This is a genomic window from Brevundimonas sp. (assembly GCF_041911375.1).
In the GTDB taxonomy this organism is placed as follows: domain Bacteria; phylum Pseudomonadota; class Alphaproteobacteria; order Caulobacterales; family Caulobacteraceae; genus Brevundimonas.
Genome location: NZ_JAYRPA010000011.1, coordinates 99,093 through 115,298, shown reverse-complemented (window position 1 = coordinate 115,298; position 16,206 = coordinate 99,093). Strand labels below are relative to the sequence as shown.

Below are 16,206 nucleotides of genomic sequence, written 5' to 3'. Positions count from 1 at the left end.
GGCTCTGGCGAGCCGCCCTTTTTCATGTCCCTCGGGATCAGAGCCGGCGGAAGATCGCCGAGGCGAAACCATCGCCGACGAATCGCGCCTCGACCTCGGCCAGCGATTCGACCACCACGCCGCCGCGCGCGCCGGTGGAGTGGATCACCATCTCGGCGTCGACCATCAGCGCCGAATGACCGGTCCAGTCGTGATCGCCATCCGGAGCCAGCCAGATCGCCAGGTCGCCGCGCCTGAGGGCGCCGGGCTCGACCCCGCGGCCCAGTTCGGCCTGGGCGTGCGACCGGCGCGGGCCGGGCAGGCCGCAGGCCAGCAGCGCCTGTTGCACCAGGCCGGCGCAATCGGTCTCGATGGAGGATCGGGCCCCCAGGGCGTGCGGCGTTCCCAACAACCGTTCGGCCACCGCGACGGGATCGCGCTCGAACGCGCCCACCGGCTCCAGATCGGCGTCCGCCACGCCGCCGGCGTCTTCGCCCACCAGCGCGTTCAGCGGCAGGGCGGCGGTGACGGAGGCGACGCGATGCGTCGGCAGCGGCGCGCCGGTCGACAGGCTGTCCAGCACCACCCAGCCGACCACGCCGTCGCGGCGCGCCCGGCCCCAGGCCCGCCCGTCGCGGAGGTCCAGGACGTCGAAGGCCTCGCCGAACAGCAGCTGATCGATTCGCTCGCCCCGGTCCGACCAGAGATCGGCCACGGCGACCCGGCAATGCATGGCCTCGGCCGCGCGATAGGTCGTCGCGCGCACCAGCCCTTCCAGCGCCTGTTCGGCGAGGTCGGGGCGGGCCAGAAGCTGGCCGGGCGGGATCAGGTCGAGGACGTCGGTCAAACGTGGGCTCGCATGGATTGAGCCCGCAGGCTTATCCACCCAAGGCGAATGGGCCGTTAACAGGCGTCGCTTTTCCGTGGGAAATCAACCGAACCGCGTTCGCAAATGGTGATAGCAGGCGCGGATGGCCTGCGCTTCGCCCCCTTCGGGCCAGCCCGGCCGGGCGCGGGGGTTCCAGGCGAAGATGTCCATGTGCGCCCAGACGCCGGTTTCGGGCGCGAACCGCTGCAGGAACAGGGCGGCGGTCACCGACCCCGCCTGGGCCCAGCCGGCCGGGTCGTTTCTCAGGTCCGCGATCTCGGCCTCGAGCGCCGAACGGTAACCGGGCCACAGGGGCATGCGCCACAGCGGATCGCCGACCGCCCGCCCCGCCTCCAGCAGGCCCTCGGCCAGGGCGTCGTCGTCGGTGTAGAGCGGCGGCAGCTCCGGCCCCAGGGCGATCCGCGCCGCGCCGGTCAGGGTGGCGAAGTCCAGGGTCAGGTCGGGCTGGTGTTCGCCCGCCCGCGTCAGGGCGTCGGCCAGCACCAGCCGGCCTTCCGCGTCGGTGTTGCCGACCTCCACCGTCAGGCCCCTGCGGGTGCTCAGGATGTCGCCCGGCCGGAAGGCGTCGCCCGAGACGGCGTTCTCGACCGCCGCGACGATGACGACCAGCCGCACGGGCAGATCGGCCTGCATGATCAGCCGGCCCAGCGCCAGGGCGTGGGCGGCCCCGCCCATGTCCTTCTTCATGTTGCGCATCCCGGCCGCCGGCTTCAGATCCAGCCCGCCGGTGTCGAACACCACGCCCTTGCCGACCAGGGCGACCAGCGGCAGGTCGGCGCGGTCCAGCTTCCAGCCGATCTCGATCAGGCGCGGCGCGCGGTGCGGGGCGGCTGCACGGCCGACGGCGTGAACGGCTGGGTAGTTTTCCTCCAGCAGGGCGTCGCCGGTCGTCACCGTGAGGGCCGCGCCGGCGCTTTCGGCGATCTCGCGGGCGATGGTCTCGATCTGGAGCGGGCCGAGGTCGGCGGCAGGGGTGTCGACCATCTCGCGCGCCAGGGCGCACGCGGCCGCGATGCGCGACGTTTCCGCCAGGTCCAGCCCCTCGGGCGCCACCAGCCGCACGGGCGCCTTGTCGGGCCGGGCCTTGTACCGGTCGAACACATAGGTCCCCAGCAGAAAGGCCAGGGCCGCCCGCCCGGCCGGCTCCGGCGCCGCATCCAGCCGGTACAGGCCGCCGGGCAGACGCGCCGACAGGCCCCGCGCGCTCAGGGGATCGAAGACCGGACCCGCGCCGACCAGCACATGGTCCACGCCGCCGTCCGGGCCCGGCACGACCAGAAGCTGGCCCGGCTTGCCCGCAAAGCCGTGATGGTCGGCCCAGCGTCGCGCGACGCCGTCCAGCGCTGCGTCCGGGCCGACGAAGCGGATCGGGATCGCGCCCTGGCCCTGTTCTGCGGCGACCAGTTGCGGATGAAGAACGGACATGGGCAGGCCTCGCGACGGTTAACCAAGTCTTGACGCGAACCGGCGACTTTGAACGCCTACCGAGCACCGTCTGGACCTGACCATGTCGCGCATGACCGCCGCTCTCGCAACCGTCGCCCTTGTGACGCTGCTGACCGGAGCCGCCCAAGCCCAGCCCGGCGCCGCCGCCGGCCCGGCGCCGGTCCGCGCCTCGGCCGAGGTGCGCGCGACCTATGACCGGATGGACGCCCTGTCGCGCTCGGTCTTCTGGGCTAGCGAACAGGAGAACGACCCGAGCGATCCCGTCGCCGGGGTCAAGCTGGCCCAGGCGCTGCGCGAACTGGGCCGGTATGAGCAGGCGGCCACCGCCGCCGAGGCGACCCTGACCGTCCAGCCCGACAATCTCGACGCGCTGCTGGAGCTGGGCCGCGCCCATGTGGCGCGGGGCCAGGCCTTCTACGGCATCGCGCCGCTGGAGAAGGCGCGCGACCAGGCGCCGCGCGACTGGCGAGCGTGGTCCGTGCTGGGCGTGGCCTATGAGCAGGTTCGCCGCTTCGACGACGCCCGCGCGGCCTGGAACCAGGCGCTGACCCTGTCGCCCGACAACCCCGACGTCCTGACCAACGCCGCCATGGCGGCCATGACCCAGGGCGACGCCGCCGGGGCCGAGACCCTGCTGCGACGCGCCGGCGCCCAGCCCGGCGCTTCGCCCAAGGTGCGCCAGAACCTGGCCATGGTGCTGGGCCTGCAGGGCAAGATGGGCGAGGCCGAGCAGATCCTGCGCCGCGAACTGCCGCCTGAACTGGCTGAGCGGAACCTGCAATGGCTGCGCGCCCGGACCTCGGGGGCTGCGCTGACGGCCGACACTGCCCGCACCTGGAGCTCGCTGCAGGGCGGCTGAAGCTGCGGTGTTGCCTCGCCGCGGCTCTCGTGCTGCTTGGCCGGCATGTCCCTGTCTCGCACCTATCAGGCCTTCCTGTTCGACATGGACGGCACGCTGATCACGTCCACGGCCGCGGCCGAGCGCGTCTGGACCCGCTGGGCCGCGCGCCACGGTCTGGAGGCCGCGACCTTCGTCCCCACCATCCACGGCGTGCGCGCCGCCGACACCATACGCCGCCAGAAGCTGCCAGGCGTCGACGTGGAGGCCGAGACCGCCTGGGTCGAACGCGGCGAGATCGAGGATCTGGAGGGCGTCGCCCCCATCCCCGGAGCGGTCGACTTCGTTGGCCGCCTGCCGCCCGAACGCTGGGCCGTCGTCACATCGGCGACCACGGCGCTGGCGAGCGCGCGGATGCGGGCCGCCGGGATCGAGCCGCCCAAGATCATGATCACCGCCGAAGACGTGACGCGCGGCAAGCCCGACCCGGCGGGCTATCGCCTGGCCGCCGAACGCCTGGGCGTCGACGTCGCGGAGTGCCTGGTCTTCGAGGACGCCGAGGCGGGGATCAAGGCGGGTGAAGCGGCCGGGGCGGATGTGATGGTCATCACCGCCGCCTGGACCCATTCGCTGGAGACGCCCCATCCGACGACGGCGGATTACGCCGACCTGCGGTTGGAGGTTGATGCGGACGGCGGCCTGAATATCCAAGGCTGACGCCGCGCCATCCGACGGAGAGGAAGAGCTTTCCCCCTGCCCTTCCCGACCCTATCTTGATCGCCATGATCGACGACCTCTACAGCGCGCGCATCCTGACGCTGGCGGCCAATCTGCCGCACGTCGGCCGCCTGCCCGACCCTGAAGGGACGGGCGAGCGGGTGGCCAAGCTGTGCGGATCGCGCGCGACGGTGGACGTGACGCTGGACGAGGCGGGCCGTGTCGCCCGCTTCGCCCAGGACGTGAAGGCCTGCGCCCTGGGCCAGGCGGCGGCCGGCGTGATGGGCCAGCACGTCGTCGGCGCCTCGGCGCAGGAGATCGCCGAAGCCCGTGACGCCATGGTCTCCATGCTGAAGTCGGGCGGCGACGGCCCGATCGGTCGCTTTCAGGACCTGCGCGTCCTGAAGCCGGTCGCGGACTATCCGGCGCGCCACGCCTCGACCCTGGTGGCCGCCGAGGCGACGCTGGAGGCGGTGAACGCGGCGCTGGCCGCCCGAACTCGCCTCGCCGGCGCGGCCTGACAGGCTCTGGCCGGTTGATCCCCCCACGACGACGGGGGATAAGCACGGCGAACCTCATCAGCCCCCGGCGAAGGGACGAATGTCTCTCTACGAACGCGGCGTTCGCGCGGCCCATCGGGGCTACAAGCTGACGCTGTCTCCCCTGATCGGCCAGCAGTGCCGATTTCTGCCGACCTGTTCGGATTACGGGCGCGACGCCCTGATCCGGCACGGTCCGGTGCGGGGGGGATGGCTCACCGTGCGGCGTCTCTGTAAATGCCACCCCTTCGGCGGGTCGGGATACGACCCGGTGCCGCCAGCGAAGACAGAATCATGATCGACCTGAAATTCCCCGACGGCGCGGTGCGCCAGTATCCCGAAGGCTCCACGGCGCGCGACGTCGCGACCTCGATCTCGCCGTCGCTGGCCAAGAAGGCCGTGCTGGCCGAGCTGAACGGCGAGCAGCGCGACATGGGCCGCGTGCTGGAGACGGGCGGCGACTTCCGCCTGATCATGCGCGACGATCCCGCCGCCCTCTACACCATCCGGCATGACGCCGCCCACGTCCTGGCCGAGGCGGTGCAGACCCTGTTCCCGGGCACCCAGGTCACGATCGGCCCGGCCATCGAGGACGGATTCTATTACGACTTCTTCCGCGAGGAGCCCTTCTCGACCGACGACTTCGCCGCGATCGAAAAGGAGATGGGCCGGATCGTCGATCGCGACGCCAAGTTCGAGCGCGAGGTCTGGGACCGCGACGAGGCCATCCAATTCTTCGAGGCGCGGGGCGAGAAGTTCAAGGCCGAGCTGATCCGCGACCTGCCGGGAACCGAGACGATCACCCTGTACAAGCAGGGCGACTGGATCGACCTGTGCCGGGGGCCGCACTTCCCCTCGACGCGCCACGTCGGCAAGGCGTTCAAACTGACCAAGCTGGCCGGCGCCTACTGGCGCGGGGACAGCAAGCGCGAGCAGCTGCAGCGCATCTACGGCACCGCCTGGGCGACCAAGGAAGACCTGGACGCCCACCTGCAGCGGCTGGAAGAGGCCGAAAAGCGCGACCACCGCAAGGTCGGCAAGGCGATGGAGCTCTTCCACATGCAGGAAGAGGGCCGCGGCATGGTCTTCTGGCACCCCAAGGGCTGGGTCCTCTGGCGCGTGCTGGAGGCCTATATGCGCCGCCGCCTGGACGCCGCCGGCTATGTCGAGGTCAAGACGCCCCAGGTGCTGGACCGCAAGTTCTGGGAACAGAGCGGCCACTGGGACAAGTACCGGCCCAACATGTTCGTGTGCGAGACGGTCGAGGGCGAGGAGCTTTCCCTCAAGCCCATGAACTGCCCGGGCCACGTGCAGATCTTCGACCAGGGCCAGCGGTCCTATCGCGAACTGCCGCTGCGCATGGCCGAGTTCGGCGCCTGCCACCGCTATGAGCCCTCGGGATCCCTGCACGGCCTGATGCGGGTGCGCGGCTTCACCCAGGACGACGCCCACATCTTCTGCCGCGAGGACCAGATCGTCGAGGAGACGGCCGAGTTCATCAAGCTGGCCCGCAGCGTCCACGCCGACCTGGGCATGGAGACCGCCTACATCAGCCTGGGCACCCGGCCCGAGAACCGCGCCGGTACGGACGAGTTCTGGGACAAGGCCGAGAACCTGATGGCCGAGGCCGCCCGCGCCGCCGGGACCGAGCCGGTCGTGACCGAGGGCGACGGCGCCTTCTATGCGCCCAAGCTGGACTTCATCGTCAAGGACGCCATCGGCCGCGAATGGACCTGCGGCACGATCCAGCTGGACTATGTCCTGCCCGAGCGGCTGGACGCCACCTACATCGCCGAGGACGGCCAGAAGCACCGGCCGGTCATGCTGCACCGCGCGATCCTGGGATCGTTCGAACGCTTCATCGGCATCATGATCGAGAACTACGCCGGCGCCTTCCCGCTGTGGCTGGCGCCGGTGCAGGCGGTGGTGGCGACCATCACCTCGGACGCCGACGGCTATGCCGAAGAGGTGGCGGCGAAGTTCCGCGCCGCGGGCCTGCGCGTCGAGACCGACCTGCGTAACGAGAAGGTCGGCTACAAGGTGCGCGAACACTCGGTGGGCAAGGTGCCGGTCATCGCCGTCGTCGGCCGCAACGAGGCCGAGAAGGGCGAGGTCGCCATCCGCCGCCTGGGCTCCCAGGCCCAGACGGTGGTCAGCGTCGAGGAGGCCATCCGCATCCTGACCGAAGAGGCGACGCCGCCGGACCTGAAGCGCGCCGCCCTGGCCTGACCAGCGGGTCGGGATCGGCGCCGACCCGGTCGACGGACCGGGCGATCCGCCGCCGGATGGCGGGCCGGCGGCGCGCGTCATCGCGTTTGAGGAAGGTCTCGCCTATATAGCGACCGTTCCGTCAGACTCTGGACCCGCCACTATCCTGACGGGAGCGTCGAATACGTCGCCGTTTGGTGATCGCTCCGTGCGCGCCGAGACGTCGTCAATGCACGCCGCCTGCCAACTTTGATCTGACTGGAATGATGCTGGAAAATCGCGATCGCAGGCTGTCCGTGGCCCCGATGATGGACTGGACCGACCGGCATTGTCGGGCGTTCCATCGGGCGCTGACGTCGCGGGCACTGCTCTATACCGAGATGGTGACCGCGCCCGCCGTGCTGCATGGCGACCAGGAGCGGCTTCTGGGCTTCGATGCGGTCGAGCATCCCGTGGCCCTGCAGCTGGGCGGGTCCGATCCGGCCCAGCTGGCCGAAGCGGCGCGGGTGGGTCAGGCCTTCGGTTATGACGAGATCAATCTGAACGTCGGCTGCCCCTCGGACCGGGTGCAGTCGGGGCGGTTCGGCGCCTGTCTGATGCGAGAGCCGGCGCTGGTCGCCGACTGCATGGCCGCGATCCGCGAGGCCGTCACCGTCCCCGCCACCGTCAAATGCCGCATCGGCGTCGACGACCAGGACCCCGAAGTCAGCCTGTTCGCCACGGTGGACGCCTGCGCGGCCGCCGGCGTCGAGGTCTTCGTCGTCCACGCGCGCAAGGCCTGGCTGCAGGGCCTGTCGCCCAAGGAGAACCGGGACGTGCCGCCGCTGGACTATGCGCTTGTGCGCCGGTTGAAGCGCGAGCGGCCGCACCTGTCGATCTCGATCAACGGCGGGATCGCGTCCCTGGACGAGGCCGAGGCCCATCTGGACGACGCCGACGGCGTGGCGCTGGACGGGGTGATGCTGGGCCGCGCCGCCTATCACGAGCCCGCCCTGCTGGGGCAAGCCGACCGGCGCCTGTACGGCGAGGCGGTCGCCGATGTGGACGCCTTCGAGGCCATCGACCGCTATCGGCCCTATATGGCCGCGCGGCTGGCCGAGGGCGTGGCCCTGCCCGCCATGACGCGCCACATGCTGGGTCTGATGCACGGTCGGCCCGGGGCGCGCGCCTTCCGCCGCATACTGACGGTCGAGGGCGTCCGGCCGGCGGCTGGACTTGAGGTGCTGGACCGGGCGGTCGAGGCCGTGCGCGACGCGGAAGCCCGGCGCGAGGCCGTTCAGGCCGCGTGACCTGTTCGGCCTGGGCCTGCTAGGGACGGCCATGCTCGGCCTCCCGCCCTCGGAAATCCTCGCCCTTGTCGCCGCCCTCGTGGCGGCGGGTCTGATCGGCGGGGTGATCGCCGGGCTGTTCGGCGTGGGCGGCGGCACGGTGCTGGTGCCGGCCCTGTTCTACGCCTTCGAGACCCTGGGCGTCGGCGGAGAGGGCAATCTGCACACCGCCATCGGCACGTCGCTGGCCACCATCGTGGTCACCGCGCTGCGTTCGCTGGCGGCGCACCGCCGACATGGGGCGGTGGACGAAGGGGTGCTCAGGACCTGGACGCCCTGGGTGGCGCTGGGCGGGGCCGTCGGGGCGGCGATCGCGGGCCTGACATCGATGGAGGGACTGGCGATCGTCTATGGGGCCTGCCTGCTGCTGGTGGCGGCGCAGATGGGGCTTCTGCCCGACCGCTATGTCCTGCGCCGCGACATGCCGACCGGCTGGGGCCGCCGGATCATCGCCACGCTGATCGGCCTTCTGTCGGCGATGATGGGGGTCGGCGGCGGCAGCCTGGGCGGCATGACCATGAGCCTGTGCGGCCGGCCCATTCACCAGGCGGTGGCGACCGCCTCGGGCTTCGGCGTGGCCATCGGCGCCGCGGCGGCGATCGGATTCGCCGTCTTCGGCTGGGGCGCCGAAGGGCGGCCGCCGTTCTCGCTCGGCTATGTGAATCTGCCCGCCGCCGCGGTGATGGGGGTGATGACCGCCTGGGCGGCGCCGCTGGGCGCGCGGCTGGCGCACCGGCTGGACCAGCGCCTGCTGAAAAAAGCCTTTGCCGTCTATCTGTTGGGCACGGCGGCGTCGGTTGTCCTCAAGGCCATTTAGGGGCGGCCACTTTTCGGACACAAGTTAACGGGACAAAACCGGCGCCGGCGGCGTTGGGAGCCGGTGTCTCCATGAGTTCGACGGATGATCGGCGCTTCCGCTGCCTTCGCCTTGTTCTGGGCCGCCCTGTCGTCCGTCGCGAACGGACCGGTGCCCTACAATGTCGCTGTCGCGGCGGATGAGTTCAGGGTTGAAACCCCTGAGGCCGAGGCCGGTTCCCAGGCCGAGCAAGAGGCGGCGCTGGCGCTCAGCGCCGAACAGGCCGAGCTGATGGCCGGCGATCCCGACTGGCGCGCCTCGGCGCGGCTCTATCATGCGGGCGGCGGCGGCGCGACGGGCAACGACAGCCTGGGTTGCCGTCCGATCGCCATGCGCACGGTCGCGGTCGATCCTCGCATCATCCCGCGCCGCACCAAGCTGTTCATCCGCGAGACAGTCGGCCTGCGCCTGGCGGACGGCACCGTGCACGACGGCTACTGGTACGCCTCCGACACCGGCGGCGCCATCAAGGGCGCCAAGGTCGATCTCTTTACCGGCCACGGCCGCGGCTCGATGCGGCCGGCCCAGCGGCTGAACATGCGCACCCTGACCATCGCCGACGCCGGTCGCTTCGACGGCTGTCCCCCGGCCTGGACCACCGCCGAGAACTGAGCGGCCTTTCCCCCCAAGACATGAAAACGCCGGCGCGCCCCACGGGCCGCCGGCGTTGTCGTCTCCGCCCCTGGGCGCGCGACCTATTCCAGCTCGCTGATCTTCAGCGTCGACTGCACCATCTCGTCGCCATAGGTGCCGACCCAGACGTCGTAGCGTCCGCTTTGCGGATTGGTGATCAGGACCTTGGGATCGAAGCCGCCGCCGCTGTCGTCGTCGCAGTACCAGCGGCCGTTCGGCGTGTTGATCAACAGGGTGGTGTCCTCGGACGCCTCGACCAGGAAGGTCAGGTCCAGGTCGCCCGCCTCGAAGAAGACCTGCAGATCCGGGGCCTCGCTGACATTGCCCTCGCAGCCCGAGCGGGCGCCCGACGCCGGGGTGGAGCCGCCCGCCAGAATCGACCGCTCGTAGGGGTCGGGCGTGAAGCCGCTCTCCAGGTTGACCGTCCCGTAGTTCGGGTCCTTGTTCATGTCCGGCTGCGCGACGGCGGCCGACGCCAGCAGGGCCGACAGAGCGGCCGCGACGACGATGGATTTCATTGTGGTCTGCTCCCCAGATGCGGCGTCCGGCCGCAGGCGCAGGATACGCCGTTCCTTACGCCTGTGAAGCTTTAATCGAACGCCGGTCCGCGGGGTCAGAAGCGACGTTTGCCCGTGGCCGTCTCGAAGAACAGCCGGAAGTCGCCCATCAGGCTCCACAGCGGATATTTGAACGTCGCGGGCCGGTTCTTCTCGAAGAAGAAATGCCCGACCCAGGCGAAGCCATAGCCGACCAGCGGCATGGCCAGCAGCCACCAGGCGTTCAGCGTCAGCAGGAACAGGACGAAGGCCAGGATCACCAGCCCGGTCCCCACGACATGGATCCGGCGGCAGGTCCGGTTCGAGTGCTCGTGGATGTAGTAGGGATAGAACGCCTGAAAGGAGGCGTATCGTCCCTCGGGCTGGCTGGGGCTGGTCATGGCCGGAGGGTGCGCCCGGTTCGAGGCGGTGGCAATACCGATCCTCCCCCGCGACGCGGAGGAGGATCGGCAGGATCAGTTCGCCTTGCCCTTGAAACCGGCCTTCTTGAAGCCGGGCTTCGGCTTGAACGGCTTCTTGGCGTAGGGCTTGTCGCCGCCCGCATGGGCGCCGTCCGCCTTGGGCGCCCAGGGCTTCTTCTTGAACGGCGGGCGGGCGTCGCCCTCGCCGCCCTCGGCGCGCTTGAACGGCGGCTTCTTGAACGGACGGTCGCCGTCCTCGCGACGCGGTTTGCCAGCGAACCGGCCGGCTTTCATCGAACCCGGCGTGGGGGCTTCCGACGGCGTGATCTTCACCTCTTCCTTGGAGGCGGCGACGGCGTCGCGGAAAGCCTTCTCGTGGGTCTTGGCGATCTCGAACCGGGTCTCTTCGGGGAAGGTGCGGATGGCGCCGATCTGGGGCTTGGAGATGCCGCCGATGCGGCAGATGAGCGGGATCAGCCACTTCGGGTCGGCGTTCCTGTTGCGGCCCACGTCCAGGCGGAACCACACGACGTCGTCGGCGCCCAGGCGCTCGCCCGGCCAGGGCTGAGCCGTCGTGCCGTCGTCGTTGCGGACCGTGCGGTCGCGCTTGGCCGGGCCGCGATCGGCGCCCGGGTCGGACAGTTCTTCCGGCGCCGGCTGCTCCTTGCGCAGCAGGCGCACCAGGGCGGCGGCGATCTCGTCGGGCGTGCGCTCGGCGATCATCCGCTTGGCGACGACCATGTCCTCGTCCGACACCTCGGCCTCGAAATGCGCCGGCGACAGCAGCCGGTCCTCGTCCGCCTTGCGAATCTCGTCGAAGGTCGGCGCGCCGGACCAGACGGCGTCGACGCCGGCCTCGTCCATAAGGCGCTCGGCCTTGCGGCGGCGCGAGTGCGGGACCAGCATGACCGAGACGCCCTTCTTGCCCGCCCGGCCCGTCCGGCCCGAACGGTGCAGCAGGCCGGCGCGGTTCATCGGCAGTTCGGCGTGGATGACCAGGCCCAGGTCCGGCAGGTCCAGACCGCGCGCGGCCACGTCGGTGGCGACGCAGACGCGGGCGCGGCCGTCACGCAGCGACTGAAGCGCATCGGTCCGCTCGCGCTGACCCATCTCGCCCGACAGCGACACCGTGGAGAAGCCGCGTTCCAGCAGCGACGACTGCAGGTGACGCACGCTGTCGCGCGTCGAGCAGAAGACCATGGCGCGCGGCGCCTCGAACCAGCGCAGGGTGTTGACCACCGCGTGCTCGATCTCGTTCGGCGCGATGCGATAGGCGCGGTATTCGATGTCGGCGTGCTGGCGCGTCTTGTCGGTCGCGTCGATGCGCACCGCGTCCTTCTGGTAGCGCTTGGCAAGGGTCGCGATCTCGCGCGCGATGGTGGCCGAGAACAGCAGGGTGCGGCGTTCGGCCGGGGCCTGGTCCAGGATGAACTCCAGGTCCTCGCGGAAGCCCATGTCCAGCATCTCGTCCGCCTCGTCCAGGACGGCGACCTTCAGCGCGGACAGGTCCAGGTTGCCCCGGTCGATGTGGTCCTTGAGCCGCCCGGGCGTGCCGACGACGATGTGGACGCCGAAGCCAAGGGCGCGCGCCTCGCGACGCGCATCCATGCCGCCGACGCAGGTGGCGATCTTGGCGCCGGAGTCGGCGTACAGCCATTGCAGCTCGGCCGCGACCTGCATGGCCAGTTCGCGCGTCGGGGCGATGGCCAGGCAAAGCGGCGCGCCGCCCGGACCGAAGATCGGCTTGTCGCCCAACAGGGTCGGCGCGGCCGCCAGACCGAACGCCACGGTCTTGCCCGAGCCCGTCTGGGCCGACACCAGGAGGTCGCGATCGGCGTGCTCGCCTTCCAGCACCGCGGCCTGAACCGGGGTCGGCTCGGCGTAGCCCTTGTTGAGAAGCGCGCGGTCAAGCGCGGGATGGACGGCGGGAAAGGGCATCGGGAACCTGGGACAACGAAAGAGCGGGCGTCGAAACGACCGCGCCCGGCCGAGGACAGACCTCAGGCCGGGCGAATGAGGGCGTCCTATACACGGATAAAGGCTGAAGCGGGGCGGAAAACGCCGTTCACCCTGTTCCTTCAGCCCGCGTTGACCCGTCGGCCGCATCCTGGGAGGCGAAGGAGATTCCCGATGCAGGCCTTTTCCATCGCCGCCGCCGGCATGCTGGACGCCCAGAACCGGTTCGAGGCCAGCGCCCGCCGCACCGCCGCCGAGCCGCTGAACAATCTCGAGCAGGAGACGGTGCAGCGCATCGAGGACAAGACCGCCTTCTCCGCCAACGCCGCCGTGCTGAAGACCGCCGACGAGATGAGCGGCGCCCTGCTCGACATCCTGGCCTGAGACCTACATCGGCCAGAACAGCAGGATCGTCGGCGGGCCGATCAGCAGCACCAGCAGGCTGAGCGGCGCGCCCAGCTTCGGATAGTCCGAGAACTTGTAGCCGCCGGGGCCCATGACCATGGTGTTGCACTGGTGACCGATGGGGGTCAGGAAGTCGCACGCCGCCCCCACCGCCACGGCCATCAGGAACGGATCGGGCCGATAGCCCAGCTGCTGGGCCAGGGTCCCTGCGATCGGCGCGACCACCAGGACGGTCGCGGCGTTGTTCAGGAACGGCGTCACCGCCATCGACGCCAGCATCATCCCCGCCACAGCCACGACCGGCGGGATTCCCTCGAACAGCCCGCGCAGGCCGCCGGCGATCAGGTCCGCCCCGCCGGTCTGCTGGATGGCGTCGGAGACCGGGATCAGCGCCGCGATCAGCACCAGCAGCGGTCCGTCCAGAGAGGCGTAGGCCTCGCGCATCTTCAGCCCGCCCAGGGCCACGATCACCACCGCCGCGCCGAAGAAGGCGATCGACACGGGGATGAGGCCGAAGCCGACCATGACCATCGCCGTCGCCAGCACGATGGCGGGCAGGAACTTGCGCCGCGTCCCGCCCAGACGCACCTCACGCTCGGCCAGCGGCAGCAGGCCCAATTCCGACAGCCGGCCCGGCAGGGCCGCCTCGGACCCCTGCAGCAGAAGCACGTCGCCGGCCTGCAGCTTGGCCGTCCGCAAATGCTGGGTCAGTTCGTGGCCGCTGCGCGACACCCCCAGCAGGTTCAGGCCGTGCTGGCCGTACAGGTCCAGCTGCCGCACAGACTGGCCGGTCAGGGGCGACTCGGCGCCGACCACGGCCTCGACCAGGTTCACCTCGTCCTTCGATTGCTCCAGCAGCACCGGCCGGTCGCCCCGAACCAGCTTCAGCTTGGTCGCGTCGATGAACCCCTCCAGCGCCTCCTGGTCGCCCTTCAGCAGCAGGGTGTCGCCAGGGCGCACGATGGTGTTGCCGCGCGGCCGGGCCCGCCGCTTGCCCTCGCGGATCAGGGCCATGACCTTGATCTCGTCGGGCGCCAGTGCGCCCAGGGCGGTTATGGTGGTCGGCTCCAGCGCCCAGTCGTCGGGCACGCGCGCCTCGGTCAGATAGGCGTTGGCCGACAGGGCCGCCGACAGCCCCAGGGCGCCGGTCCGATCCTTGGGCAGCAGACGATAGCCGAAGGCCAGGAACGCCAGCGCCGCCGCCGTCAGCGCCAGGCCCACCGGCGCATAGTCGAACATGCGAAAAGGCTCGCCCACGATATCCTGCCGCACCTCGGCGACGAGGATGTTGGGCGAGGTTCCGACCAGGGTGACCATGCCGCCGGCCATGGCCCCGAACGCCATCGGCATCAGCAGGCGCGATTGCGGCGTGCCGGTGCGGCGGCTGACCTGCAGCGCCACCGGCATCATGATCGCCAGGGCGCCGACGTTCTTGGTCACCATCGACAGCAGGGTGACCGCCGTGGTCAGCACCGGAACCTGGCTTCGCTCGGTCTTGAGGTAGGGCATGACCCGCTTCAGCGCGGTTTCGACGATGCCGGACTTGGCGAAGGCCGCCGACACGATCAGGGCGCAGGCGATGATGACCGTCACGTCGTCGGCGAAGCCCGCGAAGGCGTCCTCGGCCGGGATCACCCCGACGGCCAGTCCGGCGACCAGCGCCGCGACCGCCACCAGATCATAGCGGAACCGCCCCCAGATGAAGGCGGCCACCGTCAGCCCCACCAGCCCGAAGGCCAAGCCCTGTTGCAACGTCACGCGATGATCCAGCCCCGATGCGGTCCGGAATGGTCCCGCTTGGCCGGAACGGCGCAAGGGCGCGAAGGTTCAGCCCCTTCCGCGACGGAAGGGGCCGCCCCTCGCCTCACCGGCCGACGACCAGGCGCGCCGCCGCCCGAACCATCCGCGCGACCTCGGCGACGAAGGCCCAGACCACCACGACCATCAGGATGGTCGCCAGCCCGCCGACAGGGTCGTCCCGCTGGAACAGGGCCTGGACCCGGCCCACGAACTCGGTGACCGTGCCGACCCAGATCACGGGGCTGAGCGACGACCACAGCCAGATCCAGAGCAGGCCCCAGGCCGCCGCCGCGCCGAACGCCAGGTCGCCCAGCGCCGTCAGCCGCGGGCTTCCCCCGGCGGCCGCGCGCAGCAGGTCGAAGACCACCCGGGCCGCCGCAAAGATCGTTACCGGCCAATAGGCAGCCTGCACGATCTCGCGAAGGATCCGGCCATAGTCGACGCCGTCGACCACGCCCGCCAGCTCCTCCGGGCGGATCGGCGCCACCTGCAGCAGGCCCGTCCACCAGAGCAGCAGCACCGTCCAGCCGATGGCGCTGGCCACGGCGCGGGCGACCGGCGACATCTCGGCGCTCTTTCGCACCTGCGGGCCGGGCTTGGCCTTGGGCTCCGACCAGTCGCCCGACAGCTTGCGGCTCCAGTCGTCGGCGTCGATGTTTCCGCCCAGTTCGAACAGGCCGAGGTCCTTGACGCGCCATTTGGCGATGAAGTCCGGCTTCCTCTCCTGCCGCTCCAGGATGAAGCCCGCCACGGTCAGTATGCCGATGATGGACACCGCCCCGCTGAACAGGCTGGCGAAGCCCTGGCCGATCGCCTCGCCCAGATAGACGTCGCCGACCAGCACGCGAACCGCCAGGCCGATCAGGGTCACGCAGACCATGACCGCCAGCCCGACCTTCACCCCGAACAGCCACCAGGGATAGAGCTCCGGCCCGATCAGCGCCTGCGGCCCCGGGCGATAGCGCGCGGCCACCGTCAACGGGTGCCCCACCTCGCGCAGCAGCGCCTCGACCTCGTCGTCGCTCGGCGCCCGGCCCAGCCGCACCTCCAGATCCTCGATCCGGCCTATGATGTCGTCGCGCAGCTCGGCGACGATGTCCTCGCGCGTCTCCTTCGGCAGCTGGGCCGCGACGGCCTTCAGGTAACGTTCGACCAGATCCATGCCGGTCTCTCCCTCTTTCCCGGTGTTCACAGCATCTTTTCCAGCGAGGCCGACAGGCCGCGCCATTCGGCGGCCAGCCGCGCCAGCATCGCCTCCCCGCGCGGCGAAAGGCGGTAGAACCGCTTCTTGCGCCGCTCCTCCTCGCGCCACTCGCTGTCCAGCAGCCCCTGGCTCTCCAGCCGGCGCAGCAGCGGATAGAGGGTGCTCTCCTCCATCTCGACGCCGACCTGGTTCAGCGCCACCCGCAGCGAATAGCCGTATTGCTCGGTCCTGAGGCTGGCCAGCACGGCCAGGATCAGCGACCCCCGCCGCAGCTCCAGCCTGAGGCTCTCGAACAGCAGTTCCTCGTCCGCGCTCACCCGCATTCTCCGTGGCGTCACATAGTGTGTGACACACAGTGTATGGGACATACTGTGTGAGGAAGTCAAGCGGACGGACGCCGTGCTCATACGGGCGCAAAGAAAAAGGCGACGGACCGAAGTCCGCCGCCTG

Annotated in this window: 17 protein-coding genes; 9 read left to right on the top strand and 8 right to left on the bottom strand. The window is 70.5% G+C overall.

Annotation, left to right across the window (positions count from 1 at the left end):
* Nucleotides 1-37: 37 nt before the first annotated feature.
* Nucleotides 38-826, bottom strand: coding sequence for a C40 family peptidase (locus ACE3PU_RS01825; RefSeq protein WP_374386038.1), 789 nt, complete (start codon nucleotides 824-826; stop codon nucleotides 38-40).
* An 84-nt stretch (nucleotides 827-910) separates the two neighbouring features.
* Nucleotides 911-2,293 carry a M17 family metallopeptidase gene (locus ACE3PU_RS01820; RefSeq protein ID WP_374386036.1) on the bottom strand — a complete coding sequence of 461 codons (1,383 nt, stop codon included), beginning with the start codon at nucleotides 2,291-2,293 and terminating at the stop codon, nucleotides 911-913.
* Nucleotides 2,294-2,375: 82 nt separating this feature from the next.
* Between ACE3PU_RS01820 and ACE3PU_RS01815 the strand changes: the two genes are divergently transcribed.
* The 8 genes from ACE3PU_RS01815 to ACE3PU_RS01780 all read left to right on the top strand — a co-directional run bounded on the left by ACE3PU_RS01815 (nucleotide 2,376) and on the right by ACE3PU_RS01780 (nucleotide 9,412).
* On the top strand, nucleotides 2,376-3,173 hold the full coding sequence (locus ACE3PU_RS01815) for a tetratricopeptide repeat protein (RefSeq protein WP_374386034.1): 798 nt from the start codon (nucleotides 2,376-2,378) through the stop codon (nucleotides 3,171-3,173).
* A 45-nt stretch (nucleotides 3,174-3,218) separates the two neighbouring features.
* A complete protein-coding gene (locus ACE3PU_RS01810) occupies nucleotides 3,219-3,869 on the top strand; it encodes an HAD-IA family hydrolase (RefSeq protein ID WP_374386032.1) in 651 nt (216 codons plus the stop codon).
* A 65-nt stretch (nucleotides 3,870-3,934) separates the two neighbouring features.
* Nucleotides 3,935-4,390 (top strand): iron-sulfur cluster assembly scaffold protein, encoded by a 456-nt coding sequence (locus tag ACE3PU_RS01805; protein ID WP_374386030.1) that lies wholly within the window; start codon nucleotides 3,935-3,937, stop codon nucleotides 4,388-4,390.
* A gap of 79 nt (nucleotides 4,391-4,469) precedes the next feature.
* Nucleotides 4,470-4,706: a membrane protein insertion efficiency factor YidD gene (gene yidD / locus ACE3PU_RS01800; RefSeq protein WP_374386028.1), complete on the top strand. Its 237-nt coding sequence runs from the start codon at nucleotides 4,470-4,472 to the stop codon at nucleotides 4,704-4,706.
* Entirely contained in the window at nucleotides 4,703-6,637 is a 1,935-nt protein-coding gene (gene thrS, locus ACE3PU_RS01795; RefSeq protein WP_374386026.1) for a threonine--tRNA ligase, read from the top strand. The genes yidD and thrS overlap by 4 nt, the downstream gene beginning before the upstream one ends.
* 242 nt (nucleotides 6,638-6,879) lie before the next feature.
* Complete coding sequence (gene dusA / locus ACE3PU_RS01790) at nucleotides 6,880-7,905, top strand: tRNA dihydrouridine(20/20a) synthase DusA (protein WP_374386024.1); 1,026 nt, start codon at nucleotides 6,880-6,882, stop codon at nucleotides 7,903-7,905.
* Between the two features lie 31 nt (nucleotides 7,906-7,936).
* Nucleotides 7,937-8,761, top strand: a complete 825-nt coding sequence (locus tag ACE3PU_RS01785; RefSeq protein WP_374386022.1) for a sulfite exporter TauE/SafE family protein — start codon at nucleotides 7,937-7,939, stop codon at nucleotides 8,759-8,761.
* A gap of 84 nt (nucleotides 8,762-8,845) precedes the next feature.
* Nucleotides 8,846-9,412, top strand: coding sequence for a 3D domain-containing protein (locus ACE3PU_RS01780; RefSeq protein WP_374386020.1), 567 nt, complete (start codon nucleotides 8,846-8,848; stop codon nucleotides 9,410-9,412).
* An 83-nt stretch (nucleotides 9,413-9,495) separates the two neighbouring features.
* Here ACE3PU_RS01780 and ACE3PU_RS01775 read toward each other — a convergent pair whose 3' ends face one another.
* From ACE3PU_RS01775 to ACE3PU_RS01765, 3 genes are all read right to left on the bottom strand, one after another.
* Nucleotides 9,496-9,951 carry a peptidase S1 gene (locus tag ACE3PU_RS01775; protein ID WP_374386018.1) on the bottom strand — a complete coding sequence of 152 codons (456 nt, stop codon included), beginning with the start codon at nucleotides 9,949-9,951 and terminating at the stop codon, nucleotides 9,496-9,498.
* 95 nt (nucleotides 9,952-10,046) lie between these two features.
* Entirely contained in the window at nucleotides 10,047-10,370 is a 324-nt protein-coding gene (locus ACE3PU_RS01770; protein WP_374386016.1) for an Mpo1-like protein, read from the bottom strand.
* 75 nt (nucleotides 10,371-10,445) lie between these two features.
* Entirely contained in the window at nucleotides 10,446-12,329 is a 1,884-nt protein-coding gene (locus ACE3PU_RS01765; RefSeq protein ID WP_374386014.1) for a DEAD/DEAH box helicase, read from the bottom strand.
* A 192-nt stretch (nucleotides 12,330-12,521) separates the two neighbouring features.
* On the opposite strand from ACE3PU_RS01765, the gene ACE3PU_RS01760 reads away from it, so the two are divergent.
* Nucleotides 12,522-12,731: a flagellar basal body rod C-terminal domain-containing protein gene (locus tag ACE3PU_RS01760; RefSeq protein ID WP_374386012.1), complete on the top strand. Its 210-nt coding sequence runs from the start codon at nucleotides 12,522-12,524 to the stop codon at nucleotides 12,729-12,731.
* Between the two features lie 3 nt (nucleotides 12,732-12,734).
* Here ACE3PU_RS01760 and ACE3PU_RS01755 read toward each other — a convergent pair whose 3' ends face one another.
* The 3 genes from ACE3PU_RS01755 to ACE3PU_RS01745 form a co-directional block, all read right to left on the bottom strand.
* Nucleotides 12,735-14,510 carry an SLC13 family permease gene (locus ACE3PU_RS01755; protein WP_374386010.1) on the bottom strand — a complete coding sequence of 592 codons (1,776 nt, stop codon included), beginning with the start codon at nucleotides 14,508-14,510 and terminating at the stop codon, nucleotides 12,735-12,737.
* 106 nt (nucleotides 14,511-14,616) lie between these two features.
* Complete coding sequence (locus ACE3PU_RS01750; protein ID WP_374386008.1) at nucleotides 14,617-15,714, bottom strand: hypothetical protein; 1,098 nt, start codon at nucleotides 15,712-15,714, stop codon at nucleotides 14,617-14,619.
* 26 nt (nucleotides 15,715-15,740) lie between these two features.
* The gene (locus ACE3PU_RS01745) at nucleotides 15,741-16,079 is read right to left on the bottom strand and encodes a PadR family transcriptional regulator (RefSeq protein ID WP_374386006.1); all 339 of its coding nucleotides are present in this window, start codon (nucleotides 16,077-16,079) and stop codon (nucleotides 15,741-15,743) included.
* Nucleotides 16,080-16,206: the final 127 nt, after the last annotated feature.